At 67.3% G+C, this 14,993-nt stretch carries 13 protein-coding genes; 6 read left to right on the top strand and 7 right to left on the bottom strand.

All coding sequences use genetic code 11. The features are described from left to right. Nucleotides 1-4: 4 nt before the first annotated feature. The 5 genes from ASD42_RS21840 to ASD42_RS21820 are packed head-to-tail and all read right to left on the bottom strand — an operon-like array spanning nucleotide 5 to nucleotide 5,127. Nucleotides 5-1,588: a hypothetical protein gene (locus ASD42_RS21840; protein WP_056819636.1), complete on the bottom strand. Its 1,584-nt coding sequence runs from the start codon at nucleotides 1,586-1,588 to the stop codon at nucleotides 5-7. Between the two features lie 15 nt (nucleotides 1,589-1,603). Next, complete coding sequence (locus ASD42_RS21835; RefSeq protein WP_056819633.1) at nucleotides 1,604-2,287, bottom strand: cysteine hydrolase family protein; 684 nt, start codon at nucleotides 2,285-2,287, stop codon at nucleotides 1,604-1,606. After that, nucleotides 2,284-3,669 (bottom strand): allophanate hydrolase, encoded by a 1,386-nt coding sequence (locus tag ASD42_RS21830; RefSeq protein ID WP_056819631.1) that lies wholly within the window; start codon nucleotides 3,667-3,669, stop codon nucleotides 2,284-2,286. The genes ASD42_RS21835 and ASD42_RS21830 overlap by 4 nt, the downstream gene beginning before the upstream one ends. Before the next feature lie 57 nt (nucleotides 3,670-3,726). Further along, nucleotides 3,727-4,398, bottom strand: a complete 672-nt coding sequence (locus ASD42_RS21825) for a GntR family transcriptional regulator (protein WP_056819629.1) — start codon at nucleotides 4,396-4,398, stop codon at nucleotides 3,727-3,729. Nucleotides 4,399-4,440: 42 nt separating this feature from the next. Beyond that, a complete protein-coding gene (locus tag ASD42_RS21820) occupies nucleotides 4,441-5,127 on the bottom strand; it encodes a hypothetical protein (protein WP_056819626.1) in 687 nt (228 codons plus the stop codon). 252 nt (nucleotides 5,128-5,379) lie between these two features. Here ASD42_RS21820 and ASD42_RS34490 point away from each other — a divergent pair, with 252 nt between their 5' ends. Beyond that, a complete protein-coding gene (locus tag ASD42_RS34490) occupies nucleotides 5,380-5,541 on the top strand; it encodes a hypothetical protein (protein ID WP_156677536.1) in 162 nt (53 codons plus the stop codon). 363 nt (nucleotides 5,542-5,904) lie between these two features. Here the strand turns inward: ASD42_RS34490 and ASD42_RS21815 are convergent, their stop codons facing one another. Continuing rightward, the gene (locus tag ASD42_RS21815; protein ID WP_235569766.1) at nucleotides 5,905-6,834 is read right to left on the bottom strand and encodes an IclR family transcriptional regulator; all 930 of its coding nucleotides are present in this window, start codon (nucleotides 6,832-6,834) and stop codon (nucleotides 5,905-5,907) included. Nucleotides 6,835-6,921: 87 nt separating this feature from the next. Here ASD42_RS21815 and cysD point away from each other — a divergent pair, with 87 nt between their 5' ends. Genes cysD through ASD42_RS21790 form a run of 5 tightly spaced genes read left to right on the top strand, consistent with a single transcriptional unit; the run spans nucleotide 6,922 to nucleotide 12,844 of the window. Continuing rightward, the gene (gene cysD, locus ASD42_RS21810) at nucleotides 6,922-7,827 is read left to right on the top strand and encodes a sulfate adenylyltransferase subunit CysD (protein WP_056819625.1); all 906 of its coding nucleotides are present in this window, start codon (nucleotides 6,922-6,924) and stop codon (nucleotides 7,825-7,827) included. After that, on the top strand, nucleotides 7,827-9,701 hold the full coding sequence (gene cysC / locus ASD42_RS21805) for an adenylyl-sulfate kinase (RefSeq protein ID WP_056819622.1): 1,875 nt from the start codon (nucleotides 7,827-7,829) through the stop codon (nucleotides 9,699-9,701). The genes cysD and cysC overlap by 1 nt, the downstream gene beginning before the upstream one ends. After that, nucleotides 9,698-10,915 (top strand): hypothetical protein, encoded by a 1,218-nt coding sequence (locus ASD42_RS21800; protein WP_056819619.1) that lies wholly within the window; start codon nucleotides 9,698-9,700, stop codon nucleotides 10,913-10,915. The genes cysC and ASD42_RS21800 overlap by 4 nt, the downstream gene beginning before the upstream one ends. Further along, nucleotides 10,912-11,697 carry an SDR family oxidoreductase gene (locus tag ASD42_RS21795; protein WP_056819617.1) on the top strand — a complete coding sequence of 262 codons (786 nt, stop codon included), beginning with the start codon at nucleotides 10,912-10,914 and terminating at the stop codon, nucleotides 11,695-11,697. Before ASD42_RS21800 ends, ASD42_RS21795 begins: the two co-directional genes overlap by 4 nt. Before the next feature lie 13 nt (nucleotides 11,698-11,710). Then, on the top strand, nucleotides 11,711-12,844 hold the full coding sequence (locus ASD42_RS21790) for a sulfotransferase family protein (RefSeq protein ID WP_056819614.1): 1,134 nt from the start codon (nucleotides 11,711-11,713) through the stop codon (nucleotides 12,842-12,844). A 197-nt stretch (nucleotides 12,845-13,041) separates the two neighbouring features. On the opposite strand, the gene ASD42_RS21785 is transcribed toward ASD42_RS21790, so the two are convergent. Further along, on the bottom strand, nucleotides 13,042-14,850 hold the full coding sequence (locus ASD42_RS21785; RefSeq protein ID WP_063893711.1) for an exonuclease domain-containing protein: 1,809 nt from the start codon (nucleotides 14,848-14,850) through the stop codon (nucleotides 13,042-13,044). Nucleotides 14,851-14,993: the final 143 nt, after the last annotated feature.

Raw genomic sequence — 14,993 nt, 5'->3', positions numbered from 1 at the left:
CACCTCACACGGCGACCTCGTCGGCGACAGGGGTCTCCGTGCTCGGGGACGGCAGCAGCGAGTAGGCCAGACAGACCACGGCGAAGAGCAGATAGCCCAGCGCCACACCGGGCGCGGCAGCCCATTCGACCGCGTGCGCGTGGATCAGCCCGATCCAGCTCAGCCCCGCGCCGATGAGCGCCGCCACTCCGGCCGCCCGGAACCGCTTGTCGAGGATGAACGTGACAATCGCGCCGAGCACCAGACCGGCCAGCACCGCACCGGAACCGAGCACCTTCAACCCGTCGTAGACCACGCCCGCTTGGCCGAGCGCGTCCGAACCGATCTTCTCCGCCGAGGTCCCGGCGGCGGTCAGCGCGTTGTCGATCTGGGTCACCGCCCATTCCGCCAGATTGGGCAGCAGCGCGGCCACGACCGCGACCGCGTGGATGCGCGGCACCGCCTGGAAGGCTTGCGCGCCGATCAGCAGGCCGATGTAGAGCAGGATCGGCACGATCGCCGGGATGGGCAGCAGCGTCGCGAGGACACCGAACAGCCCGAGCAGACACATGATTCCGATACTCAGGCCACTGGCAAGGGAATAGCCGGTGCGCCCGCCCGCGTCCTTCCACCCCGGATGACCGATGTAGACCGCGGGCGGGAACGGTGAGCCGAAGCCGGCGCCGATCACAGCGCCGAAGCCGTCGGCCAGCAGCACACTGCGCAGGTTGTAGTTGTCGCCCGCCGCGGCGGCACTCTCCACATTGCTCATGGCCTCGGTGAAGTTGTAGATGCCGAGCGGGATGGCGGTGGCCAGCAGCGGGGCGAGGTCGCTCAGACCGTCGAAGAGCAGGTCGAGGCGCAGGTCGGGCAAGCCGAGCGCGATATCGCCTGCGGCCTGGGCAACGTCGGGTGCCGACATGTATCCGCCGATCCACCCGATCGCCGTGCCGACCAGCAGCGCGACCAGTCCGACCGGGATATTGCCCGGCACTTTCACGTCGGTGAAGAAGCCGATCAGGATGATGGCCAGCACCGGGAGCCCGATCCAGGCCACCTCCCACATCTGCGCGGCGGGGCGCATGGCGATGAAGGTGATCGATATTCCGGCCAGGGTGCCGAGCATCGCGGCGCGCGGGGTGACCTTGCGGATGTACGGGCCGACAAAGGCTCCGATCATCACGATGATCCCGATCATGAACGCCCAGGCGAGACCGGCTGCCCACGCCCGCAACGGATCTCCCGTCGCCAGGTAGATCGGCAACATCACCACGAACACGACGATGAACATGTGCGGAACGCTCGGTCCGTAGGGCAGGGCGGTGACATCGGAGCGTCCTTCGCGCCGCGCCAGGCGCCTGGCCAGCACCATGTAGTACAGATTGCCGAGCACGAGGGCGATACCGAGAGCCGGGAGCACCGTGCCGAGCACATCGGTGCTGGGGATCTTGACGACCGCGATGGTGAGCGTGGTCAGGGTGAGGACGTTGACCAGGATGTTGAACGCCAGGCCGAAGAAGGCGTTGGTGTCTCCCCTGGTCCACCACGGAAGTGCCAGTGGCGCAGGCGGTTCCGGTGTAGTGGTCGTTTTCGAGGTGTCGACGGACATGGTGGATCCTGTTCGCTAGGCCGTGACGGGGGCTGTGGTGGTGAGTGCGGCGATGACATCCGCCGAGTCGGCGACCCAGCCGAAGATCGCCCCCTGGGCGGCGATCATCGCGAGCCCGACACGCTGGAATTCGGGGAAATAGGAGCCGACACAGTCCGCGACGACGAGGCATTCGTAGCCGCGGTCGTTGGCCTCGCGCACGGTGGTGTGCACGCACACCTCGGTGGTGACGCCGGCGACGAGCAAGGTGGTGATCGAATTCTGTTGCAGCACAGCGGCCAGTTCGGTCGCGTAGAATGCGCCCTTGCCCGGCTTGTCGATGACGGTCTCGCCGTCGAGTGGCGCCAGTTCGTCGATGATGTCGTGGCCGTATTCGCCGCGGATCAGGATGCGCCCGAACCGTCCCGGATCGCCGATCCGCTGAGACGGGTTGCCGCGCCGTAGTTTCGCCGGTGGACAATCGGAGAGATCGGGTAGATGCCCTTCTCTGGTGTGGATCACGGTGATGCCCGCCGCTCGGGCGGACGCGAGTAGCTCGGCGAGCGGTTCGATCACGGTACGCAGTAGGGCCACATCGTTGCCGAGGCTTTCGCCGAAGCCGCCGGGCAGTAGGAAGTCTCGCTGCATGTCGATGATGACGAGCGCCGTCGTCGCGGGATCGAAGGGCAAGGGGGTCGGGTCGGCGGGGATTTCGGTCATCGTCGCTCCTGAAGGGATACCGGTCCGAGGTGATGGGGTAGAGCCGCAGTGCGCGGCTCGTCTAGCAGCCGCGCGGCGGCGGCGAGGACGACATCGTCGGCGAGCGCCGGGCCGAACACCATGAGCGAGACCGGCCTTCCGTCGCGCGTGGTCCCTGCGGGGACCGCGATGGCGGTCAGGTCGAGAAGATTGCCGAAGTGGGTGTAGTGGCCGAGCACGGTATTGGTCGCGATCGGATCGGCCAGCACCTGGTCGACGGTGAACGTGGTGCCGATCGTCGGCACGATCACCGCGTCGACCTCGTCCCACATGCGGTGGACCTGCGCGCGCAGTGTCTGCAGTCGCTGTTGCGCGCGGAACACGTCCACGGCGCTGAACTGTCGTCCGCTGTCGAGGATTTCCCGGATCACGGGCAGAATCGAGTCAGGCCGTTCGGTCAGGAACTCCTCGAATTCGACCAGGCGTTCAGCGACCCACGGGCCTTGGTAGAGCAAAGCGCCCGCCGCGAGGAACGGCGCGAGGGTCGTGTCGACGCAATCGAATCCCTTGCCCGGCAGCCGGTCTCGCGCGCCGAGGTGCGCCGCGCGCATGGCGTCGTCGCCGAAGAACTCGAGTTCCTGCGGTGCCGGTAACCCGAGCCGGATCGGGCCGCCGGGGAATCGCCCGCCCCTGGCGCGGGTCCACGGATCCTCGTGATCAACCGCCATGATCACCTCCGCGACCAGATCCAGGTCCTCGACCGTGGTCGCCATCAGGGTGAGGCAGTCCAGCGACTTGCACGCGGGCACAAGCCCCACGGTGCTGATCAGGCCACGGGAAGGCTTCCAGCCGACGATGCCGTTGAGCGCGGCGGGCACACGGCCCGATCCCGCCGTATCGGTGGCCACACAGAACGGCACCTGTCCGAGTGCGACGGCGAGCGCGGATCCGGAACTGGAACCGCCGGAGATCAGGTCGCCGCCGAAGACGCTGCGCGGCACCGGATACGGGGTCCTTGTTCCGTTGAGACCGGTGGCGAACTGGTCGAGATTGGTCTTGCCGACGAACAGCGCGCCCGCGTCGAGCAAGCGTTGCACCGCCGGTGCGGTGCGGGTGGCCACATAGGCGTAGTCGGGGCAGGCCAGGGTTGTCGGGTAGCCGGCGACGTCGATACTGTCCTTCACCCCGAACGGCACACCGTACAGCGGCAGCGTCAGTGCGCCCGGCCTGCGTTCGATAGCCGCTGCGGCAGCGAGTAACTCGGCACGCGACACCGGAGTGATCCAGGTGCCGTCGTCGCCGCGCGCGGAGATCGCGTCGGCCACCCGTTCCGCGGTTCTGATCGGGGAGCCGCTGCCACCCTGATGCTGGGTGAGAATTTCGGTGACCGTAGAGCCTGTCATGTTGTCGATTGTCGACAGAAAGTATGACGGCGGGGGGATCGGTCTGTATCGGACGTGTTAGCAGATACCGAGTTTCAGGTATGTTTGCTCGCCGTGCCTGCGCAGCGCGGCCTCGGCCCGGAGCGGATCATTGGCCTCCAGCGCGGTGAGCAGTTCCTGATGTCTGCGCACGCCCTCGCGACGAGCGCCCGCCTCGGTTTCCTCGCGCAGATTGCGCGCCATCGCGAGCTGAAGTTTCACCAGCACCTGCTCGTACACCAGGTCCAGCTGCCGATTGCCTGCCAGCGCGACGATTTCGACGTGGAAGCGACGGTGCGCGTCGTCGCGGGCGACCCAGTCCGCACGCCGGTCCGCCGCGGTCAGTTCCGCCAGCGCGGCACGGACCCGACTCAGCCGCCGCGGCAGATCCGCACACGGAAGCGCGGCGGACAGCGCGTGCTGCTCCAGCGCCCGCCGCACCTCGAACAGCTGCACGATGTCGTGCGCCGACCACACGACCACACGGTATCCGCGCCGTGGCAGGTGCTCGACCAGACCCTGCTCGGCCAAGCGCCGCAATGCCTCACGCACCGGCGCTCGGCTGATACCCAGCCGCGCGCACAGCGCCTCCTCACCAACCCGCTCCCCCGGCGCCAAGGCGCCGCCGAGTATCTCCGCACGCACGTGGTCGGCGGTCATCTCCACCAGACTCGCCGGGAGATCGGACGAATTCGATGCCGCTGCCGTCATGAGTCGAGTCTACGAACACCGAGCGCGGTGGCGCCGACGCCGCTAGACCAGGCGCAGGCTGGCGATCATCTTCTGAGCCTGGTCAGCGGTGAGTTCGCCGGTGGTGCCCCGGTCGACGAGGATGGTCAGTACGAGGGTGGTGTTCGCTGCGTTGCGGAACCCGAAGGTGTACACGGAGTAGGCGTTCGCCGTGCAACCCGGGATCTGTGGGGTCCACGCGCCGGAGGTCTCCACGAATTGGCCACTGACTCCGCTCTGGGTCTTCAGCGACGTAGGCGTGCTGATCTTTCCGCCGGTCGGATCCGAATATCCGCCCGCCGCGGATATTTTCGCGACGCTCTTGGCGGCGGCAGCGAGGTCGGTTTCCGTGCTCGAGGTAACGGCGGCCATGGCGCGGTAGACCGAGCCGGGGCAGTAGCTGGCTCCCTCAGTGGCCTGACCGCGTCCGTCCACCGAGCCGGTCGCGCTGGTGAACGACATGGGGTCGGAGTCGGAGTGGATGGTCCAGGCCGACGGCACGTCGTAGGCGACGCGATAGGTCGGGATGAGCACGCCTTTCGAGCCCGGGGCCAGGGGTGCGGTACTCGTGCCCGACAGTGGTCCCGCTTTCGTGGTGGTGGTCGTACCCGCCGACACCGAGGACTCGTCGGAGGACCGGGCGGCAAACGCGGCCGCGACCCCGACTCCGATCACCAGCAGCAGGACGACACCCACCACCGCGATGATCATGCCCGAGCCGCCATTGCGACGCGGTGGGGGCGAATACTGCTGTGGCGCAGGAGCATAGCCCAAAGGCTGCTGCCCGTATCCCGGCTGGGCGAATGGCTGCTGGCCTGATCCGTACTGCTGCCCGTACGGCTGTTGGCCTGTTCCCGGCTGGTACGGCTGCCCACTGCCGGGTTGCGGGGCATACGGATCCTGGCCCACCCCGGGTTGCGGCCCGTATGTTGGCTGCCCGACCACTGTCGGCGGCGCGAACGGATGCTGGCCACTGCCCGGTTGCCCCGCCCCGGACTGCTGCCACGGTGGCTGCGGTCCGGTACCGGGTTGCTGTCCGTATGGCTGTTCGCCGGTCCCTGGTTGTCCGAACGGGTGCTGCCCGACGACTGTCGGCGGCGCGTACGGATGCTGGCCGCTACCTGACTGCTGCCATGGCGACTGCTCCCCCGTTCCCGGCTGCTGTCCGGGTGCCGGCTGCGCACCGCCTGGCTGACCCTGGTTGCCGGGAGCTCTCAGGATGGTGGGGTCCGAGGCCGGTTGCGCCGAGGAGTCAGGGGTGGAGCCTGAGATTTCGGGCGCCTCCCACCACCGATCACTGTCGTTTGCCACGGCCCGTCCTTCCTCGCCCTCCGCCTCCGCGACCGTCGAGCGGGTCGCATTCGGGCAGATCCACCCCTCAGCGTAATGGCGAACCGCCGCTGCCGAGTACTCGAAACCGTAGGAACACAACCCGTTCGGCGCGAGAGGTGATCACCCGTGTCCAGGTTCTGACCGGCAGCGCGCGATTCAGTCCCCTGGTACGCCTGCGGTAATCCGGTCCGCGGCCGCCACTGTCGCCGCACCGAGCTCACTCAGTGCCCGGCTCGACAATCGGGTGTCGGGGCAGCTGACGACCGCTGCCACTACCGCACCGTTGCGATCGCGGATGGGGGCGGCGAGGGTCACTACCGCGTTCTCGGGGCCGAGTTCATCGGGCAGGTAGTCGATGGTGATCAGTTCGGTGATGACGGAACCGAGTTGAGCGCGCAGGGCGGCGGTGATCGGCGTATCGCGCAGGCCCGCCAGGACTTCCAGCATCGGCGTCGAGTCGTCGACCAGTCGTTCGACGGAGTAGCCGCGGGTCCGGATCTCGGCGAGTACTCGGGCGAGGCGGTCGCGGTGAGCCGAGTTCGCTGTCGCGAGCCATGCCTGCCTGACGGGTTCCGTTGCCCAGGCGATGAATTCGCGGCAGACAGGGGGTGCCAGCGGAAGGCGCCGACCCGGGCGAATCCAGCCCGCCGACGGATGACCGACGACCTCGGTGACCACGATGCTCTCCCCATCGCGTTCGGCGAGGAACACCGGCACGCCGGCCTGCTCGGACAGCGCTCGCAGGTGCGCCACCGCGGTGCGGCGCAGCGGGAACGCCAATTCGGCACGTCTGGCCACTGTCAGTAGCCGCAAGCCGATGCCGTAGCAGCCGTCCTCGTCACGCACCGTCCAGCCGTCGGCGGTGAGCTGGGTGAGCACGGCGTGCGCGGTGGCCCGCGAGAGCCCCGCTTCTCGCACGATGCGGGCCAGCGACAGCCGTTCGGTTGCCCGCCGTGACAGCAGCTCGAGCACCTTCACCACACGCTGCGTCGGCGGCGACGCGGCGCCGGAAATCTCGGCATCACCGGACGAATCCGGGGCCGCCTCTTGACCGGCGAGCTCGGCCCGGCTTATCGTCGGTGTCACAATACCGAACAATAGCGTCGAATATTCGACACTGCAACCCGTCGGGGAATGTTTTCCGACGAAATGCGCGAATGAAGTGGGTGAACAGTGCAGACGGGGTACGAGTTATCGCATCTGGCGGCCTTGGAGGCCGAGTCGGTGCACATCTTCCGGGAGGTCGCGGCCACGCTCGCGCGACCGGCGCTGCTCTTTTCCGGCGGCAAGGATTCCGCCGTGCTGCTGCACCTGGCCCGGCGCGCCTTCTGGCCCGCGCCGCTGCCGTTTCCGCTGCTGCACGTGGACACCGGCCACAACTTCGACGAGGTGATCGAGTTCCGCGACCGCACCGCCGAGCACACCGGCGCCCGCCTGGAAATCGCCCGCGTACAGGACGACATCGACGCGGGCCGCGCCGTGGAACGCCCCGGCGGCACCCGCAATCCTTTGCAGACCACCACCTTGCTGCGCGCTATCGCCGAGCACCGGTTCGACGCGGCATTCGGCGGCGCGCGCCGCGACGAGGAGAAGGCCCGCGCCAAGGAACGGGTGTTCAGCTTCCGCAACAGTTTCGGCGAGTGGGACCCCCGAGCCCAGCGGCCCGAGGTGTGGAACCTCTACAACGGTCGCCATCAGCCCGGCGAACACATCCGGGTGTTCCCGCTGTCGAACTGGACCGAGCTCGACATCTGGGAGTACATCGATCGCGAGGCCGTCGAGCTTCCCTCGCTGTACTACGCGCACCGGCGTCAGGTGATCGAACGCGACGGGATGCTGCTGTCGGCGACACGCTTCGTCACCGCGGCCCCCGGCGAACGCACCGTCGAAGCCACCGTCCGGTTCCGTACCGTCGGCGACGCCACCTGCACCGGCTGCGTCGAGAGCACCGCCGACACCCCGGCGAAGGTGATCGCCGAGACCGCCGCCACCCGGCTCACCGAACGCGGCGCCACTCGCGCCGACGACCGGATCTCCGAGACCGGCATGGAAGACCGCAAGCGAGAGGGCTACTTCTGATGCGCCGCAATCTGTTACGACTGGCGACCGCGGGCAGCGTCGACGACGGCAAGTCCACCCTCATCGGTCGGCTGCTCTACGACTCCAAATCCCTGTTCGACGATCAACTCGCCGCCATCGAACGAGTCAGCACCGAACGTGGCGGCGCCTCCGCCGATCTCGCGCTGGTCACCGATGGTCTGCGCGCCGAACGCGAGCAGGGCATCACCATCGACGTCGCCTACCGCTACGTGACGACACCACGACGCAAATTCGTCATCGCCGATACTCCGGGACACGTCCAGTACACCCGCAATATGGTGACCGGTGCGTCCACCGCCGACCTCGCGCTGATCCTGGTCGACGCCCGCACCGGCGTGTCCGAGCAGACCCGCAGGCACGCGTTCCTCGCGACCCTGCTCGGCGTTCCGCACCTGGTGGTCTGCGTGAACAAGATGGACCTCGTGGACTGGTCGCAGGAGCGTTTCGAGGAGATCCGCACCGAGTTCGCCGCGTTCGCCGCCAAACTGACCGTGGGCGATCTGAGCTTTGTGCCCGTGTCGGCGCTGCTCGGCGACAACGTCGTCGACGGCTCCGAGAACATGGACTGGTATCCGGGCCCGCCGTTGCTGCGCCACCTCGAAGACGTCCATATCGCCTCCGACCGCAATCTCATCGATGCCCGGTTGCCGATCCAGTACGTCATCCGGGCGCAGGAGGGTCTCGACCACCGCAGTTACGCGGGCACTGTCGCGGGCGGCATTTTCAAGCCCGGCGACGAAGTGGTGGTGCTGCCCGCGGGTAAGTCGACCCATGTCAGGCAGATCTGGGGTCCGGGTGGCAGCAAGGTCGACGAGGCGTTCACCGGAATGGCCGTCTCGGTGACCCTCGACGACGACATCGATGTCGGGCGCGGTGACCTGCTCGCACGGCCGGGCAACCGTCCCCATATCGGCACCGAACTCGACGCGATGGTGTGTTGGTTCTCGGAGAGCGCCCAGTTGCGCGAGGGCGCGCAATACTTGGTGCGCACCGCCACGCAGACCTCGTCCGCGCAGATCACGGCCATCGATTACCGCCTCGACGTGAACACCCTGCACCGAATCGAGGACGTCACCACGTTGTCGCTCAACGACATCGCGCGCGTTCGATTGCGCAGCCGTCATCCGCTGCTGTCGGATCCGTATCGGGAGAATCGGCGCACCGGCAGCTTCATCCTGATCGATCCGGTCACCGATCAAACGGTCGCCGCGGGGATGGTGACCGGCCGAGAAACCGGGACCGACTCAGTGACCTCGGACCGTGCGCGCGCGGCCTCGTCTGTGGTCTGGCATCGGTCGGCGGTGAGTCGCGCCGAACGCGGACATGCGGGTGCGACGGTCTGGCTGACCGGCCTGTCCGGATCGGGCAAGTCCACGCTGGCCGCCGAGCTGGAGCGGCAGTTGGTCGCGGCCGGCCGCCCCGCCTACTTGCTCGACGGCGACAATTTGCGGCACGGTCTCAACGCGGGCCTCGGCTTCACCCCCGCCGACCGGGACGAGAACGTACGCCGCGTCGCCGAAGTCGCCGCACTGTTCGCCGATTCGGGTGCGGTGGCGATCGTGTCGGTGATCAGCCCGTTCGCCGCGCAGCGCAGCAATGCCCGCACCGCCCACGCCGACCGCGAGCTCCCCTTCCACGAAGTCTTCGTCGACACCCCACTGTCGGAATGCGAGCGCCGCGACGCCAAGGGCCTCTACGCGAAGGCCCGAGCAGGCGAGCTGCCCGGCTTCACGGGGATCGGCTCCCCCTACGAACGACCCGAGAACGCCGACCTGGTCATCACACCCGAGCTCGGCTCCCCTGCCGAGATCGCCGCCCATATCCTCCGAGAGCTAGGAATAGCAGACCGTTGACCCACTCCAGTACCGCCACCGAATCCGGTAGCACCGCGCCACCGGAACCGCTCACCGCGCCGTTCCTCGCCGCGGTGGCCAAGGCCGAAGAACTCATCGCCGCAGCGGAATTCATCCGCAGTGATCAGGATCTCGCCGAGGGCTACGACTACCTCGCGGCGAGTGTCGCGGCATGCCTGCGTCTTTCGGGCGCGCACGGCACGTCACATCCGTATTTCGTGTCCTCGACCGGCCCGTACGCCAAAATGGGCCTCGACAACCCGGACACCCTCTACTACCACGCCACTATCGAGCCGACCGCCGAATACGTGGTGAGCGGGGTGCGCGGCAGCACCGTCGACCTGAGTTTCCAAGTACTCAAAGGCGACTACACCGCGACCGATGTGCCCGGTGGCGCCGACGCGTTCGACGACCGGCGCATTCCGATCGCCGCCGACGGCAGCTTCACCCTGCGCTTCGGCCCCGCGAAACCCGATGCGGGCCCGGACTACTTCCCACTCGGGGAAGGCGCGTCCATGCTGGCCGTGCGCGAGGTCTACAGCGACTGGTCCGAGCGCAAGGGCTCGATCCGGATCGAGCGGGTCGACACCATCGGCACCGCACCGGTCGAACCGGACCTGACGCGGATTCGCAAACGGTACGGCGCGGCGGCGAAAATGCTGCTCACCCGCGTGCACACCTGGTTCAACTTCCCGAAGTGGTTCTACCTCGATCTGCCGGTGAACACCCTCACCGCACCCCGGCTCACGCCCGGCGGGCTGAGCACCCAGTACTCCTCGGTGGGGCATTTCGATCTCGCCGACGATCAGGCGCTGGTGATCACCGTGCCGAAGTCCGATGCGCCGTACCAGGGGTTCCAGCTGGGCAGTCTCTGGTACATCTCCCTGGACTACGTCAACCACCAGACGAGCCTCAATCACACTCAGGCTCAGGTCGATTCCGACGGGCTGATCCGGATGGTGGTGAGCAAGCAGGATCCGGGCATCGCGAACTGGATCGAGACCACCGGCCGTACCCGCGGCATTCTGCAGTTCCGGTGGCAGCGCACCGATCGCCCGATGACCGAGGCCGATGGTCCGACGGTCGTCGTCGTGCCGATCGACGACGTCGCACAACACCTTCCCCATATCGAAGACAACCGGATCGACGCCGCTGGTTGGCGCGACCGTATCGCGGCCCGCCAGCGGGCCTTCGCCGAAAGGATGCTCGGGTGAGCGGGGCACTGTTGGACGGCAAAGTCGTCGTTGTTTCCGGAGTCGGACCGGGTCTGGGCCGGTCGATCTGTCTGGAAGCGGCCGCGGCAGGGGCGACGATCGTGCTCGCCGCACGCACCGAATCCCGTCTGCTCGAGGTGGCTGCCGAAATCGAGGCCGCCGGGGGCGCCACGCTGAGCGTGCCCACCGACATCACCGACGAGGCCGCGGTGCAGAATCTCGTGGCGCGCACGGTCGACACCTTCGGCCGGGTCGACGCACTCGTGAACAACGCGTTCTCGGTGCCGTCGATGAAGCCCCTCGACCGTACCGATTTCGACCACATCCGGTCGAGCCTCGATATGACGGTGCTCGGCGGCCTGCGGATGACGCAGGCGTTCGCGCCCGCCCTCGCCGAGGCCAAAGGTGCTGTGGTGATGATCAATTCGATGGTCGTGCGTCATTCCGAACCCAGGTACGGCAGTTACAAACTCACCAAGGCGGCGCTGCTGGCCATGTCGCAGACTCTGGCCACCGAGCTCGGCGGCAAGGGCGTGCGGGTCAACAGTGTGCTGCCCGGCTACATCTGGACCGATCAGCTGAAGTGGTATTTCGGTCAGGTCGCCGAGAAGTACGGCATCACCGTCGAGCAGGTCTATGAGCAGACCGCGTCGAAGTCCGATCTCAAGCGGCTGCCCGAGCCCGAAGAAATCGCCCGTGCCGTGGTGTTTCTCGCCTCCGACTGGTCGTCGGCGATCACCGGCCAGACCCTCGACGTCAACTGCGGCGAATACCACAACTAGGAGCTTGTAGAAGATGACTGTGCGCACCGATGTCGGCACCGTGGCCGACCTGCACGCCTCAGCCACCAAACTCACCGGTCTCACCGATTTCGGGGCCGACGACTACACCGAGGCGTTGCAGGTTCTGCTCGACTCGTATCGCGACGAGGCCGGGCTCACCGAGCTCGGCTCCAAAATGTCGCGATTCTTCCTGCGTGGTGCGCTGGTCGCTCGTGCGCTGAGCGAAGCCGCGTGGGCGGCGAATCCCGGCTACGTCGAAACACCGGTCACTCAGCCGATTTTCGTCACCGGGCTGCCCAGGACCGGTACCACCGCACTGCACCGGCTGTTGGCGGCCGATCCGGCCAATCAGGGGCTGGAGATGTGGCTGACCGATTTCCCGCAGCCGCGACCACCGCGCGAGAGCTGGGCCGACAATCCCGCCTACGCGCAGATCGACGCGGGTCTGCGACAGCATCAGGTGCAGAACCCCGAATTCATGGGCCTGCACTACATGAGCGCCTCCGACGTGGAGGAATGCTGGCAGTTGTTGCGCCAATCGGGCATGTCGTACTCCTACGGATGCCTCGCCTATATTCCGGGCTACACGCAATGGCTGTCCGGTCAGGATTGGACACCCGCCTACGCACGTCACCGCCGCAACCTGCAGCTGATCGGCATGAACGACACCCGCCGCTGGGTGCTCAAGAACCCCAGCCACCTGTTCTGCCTGGACGCTCTGCTGGCGACCTACCCCGACGCCATCGTCATCCAGACCCATCGTGACCCCGCCACCATCATCCCGTCGGTCTGCAGCCTCAACGAACACGCAACCCGAGGCTGGTCCACGGTCTTCACCGGCGAAACCATCGGTCGCACCCAGCTCGACCTGTGGGCGAGCGGCCTCCACGAATTCACCGCCGCCCGCGCCCGACACCCCGAAGCCACCTTCATCGACATCGACTTCGACGATCTCCGCACTGACCCCCTCGGCGTCGTCGACCGTGTGTACGCCCGTACCGGTGCCGCCCTCACACCCGAAGCTCGAACCGCTATCACCGCCCTCGACAACGAAAGCCGCACCGGCGCACGCAAACCCACCCACCACTATTCCCTCGCCGACTACGGCCTCACCGAGAACATGGTCGCCGAAAGCTTCGGCAGCTGATCTCGAACGGTCAGGCTACCGACGCTCGCCGGGCATCCCCGACCGGATGCCGGCGAGCGATGCGATGTCGTGCTTGTCAGCGAGGCCGGCATCGACCGGCCTTCGCCGCCGCCTCCAGCTCGTGATGGCCGTCGAGCAGGAAGTGGATCAATGGTACGAAAAGATCAGCGCGCGACCGGCCGCCACCTCGTGCGGCTTCATTCGTCGACGTCGACCCCGTACCGCCTGGCCAGTTCGGCGAGATCGGTCTCGTAGCCCTGGCCAACCGCGCGCAGCCGCCAATCTTCACCGCGCAGATACAGCTCGGCGAGCAGCAGGGTGCGCTCCACGGTTGCGGCATCGAGCGTAGAACGTATCGCGGTGCTCGATTCCGTGCCGGCGGCGAAATCCAGCTCGATGGCGCCGACGTCGCCGAAGGTGAGACCGGCACCGTCGAGCGAAGCGGCGAGGACGATGCGAGTGCAGTGCTCGGGCAGGTCATCGAGGACCAGGGTGATCGACTGCTCGTTCGGCCCATCCTCGGAAAGCTTCGCGCCCTGCGATTCTGGCTGGTTGTAGAACAGGAAGTCGTCGGAGTCGTCGACTCGCTCATCGCTGCCGAGCAGGAACGCGACGAGATCCACGGTCGGCGCACTGAGCTGGCTCCACGTTGCCCGCAGAGTCCACGTATTGCCGCCCTCGGCGATCGGCACGTCGATCACCTGACCTCGCGACAACACCGTCGGCTCCGCGGGCCGGATTTCAGCACGACCAGGTGCGGTCGATGCCGCAGGGATTGCCGCGGGCGCGATCGCACCCTGCTCGAGCAGGTCTGGTCCGTGGACCGCCAGTGCGAGTTCGTCGGCCTTTCGCGCGCGCCGGTCGGATTCCCCACCTGCGAGAAGGAGCAGATCTGTCACTGTCGCGGAGAGATTGACCGCGGCCGAACCACCGAGCTCGACGATCCGCGATCGCGCCGCCGCAGCCTCGCCGTGGGTTCCGCCCAGCACCAGAATCCGCCGACCGGCCAGCGGACCCGATTTCGCCCGTGCGGGTGCCGTCGACCGACGTGGCGCCGCAACCTCAGGTACCGCCGCCCCTTTCAGGTGCCCCGGTTCTACCGACTCGAGCAGCGCGGCGAACCGAGCCTCATCGATCACCGGCGTTCCGAACTCGAACGCCTTGCGCGCCTTGCCCGTTTCCGCATGGGCATTGTTGGTGACCAGCACACTGGTTCGGTTGCTCACCATGCTCGTGACGTCGAGCCCCGCACACTCGGCACGGGCGACGAGCTCTTCCCGTTCGATCCGGGTCTCTCCAGTCAGCGCTACCTTCATCCCCTGGCGCAGACGGCCGGCCACCGCCAGCTTCCCGGGATAGGCGAAGTCACATGGCTGCTTCGGGCCGCGACGTTCGACCGGCCACCTGGACTGCGTCGGCCTGGCCGAATCAGGTGCGCAGTCGAGCAAAGGGGGTGCGATACCGAGATGGGCCGCGTCGGCGACCAACGCTCGAAGAACATTCGCGAGAACACGGGTGTCGTCGAGCGCATCGTGCGCCTTCTGCTGCGGCACACCGTAATACGTCGCGAGCGTGCCCAACCTGTAGTCGGGTGTCGGCAGCGCGATGCGGCGGGCCAGTGCCAACGTGCACAGTCGGCGCTGCACCGGCAGAGCTCCCCCGGCCCGGGCGAACTCCTGCAGCAGGAACCCGTAGTCGAACAGCGCGTTGTGCGCCACCATCACCCGGCCGTCCAGCATGGCCGTCAGTTGGTCGCGCACCTGACCGAACTCGGGCGAGCCCTGCAGCACCTCGGCAGTGAGCCCGTGGATGTGCACGGGACCCGGATCGCAACCCGGATCGATCAGGCTGTGGAACTCTCGCGTCACCCGGCCGGTGCCGTCCAGCGTCACCGCCGCGACGGACAGCACCCGGTGCTGGTGTGGCCGTAGCCCGGAGGTCTCGACATCAACCACGGTGAACGCACCGAACCCGGCTGTTTGCTGCTGCTCATCGACCTGCGTCATCCCCTGCATGAGCATCGCATCGTTCGCCGGGCCCGGAACGTTGCACTCGACGATCAGTGACGCGCGAGTTGCGGTGCGAGACTTCGGCACCGAGTCGGGGCACCCTATCCGGGCCGTTGGCGCCGACGACTGGGGTGACGGGC

The organism is Nocardia sp. Root136, from assembly GCF_001427185.1.
In the GTDB taxonomy this organism is placed as follows: Bacteria; Actinomycetota; Actinomycetes; order Mycobacteriales; family Mycobacteriaceae; genus Nocardia; species Nocardia salmonicida.
This window is presented reverse-complemented; position numbering and strand designations above follow the sequence as displayed.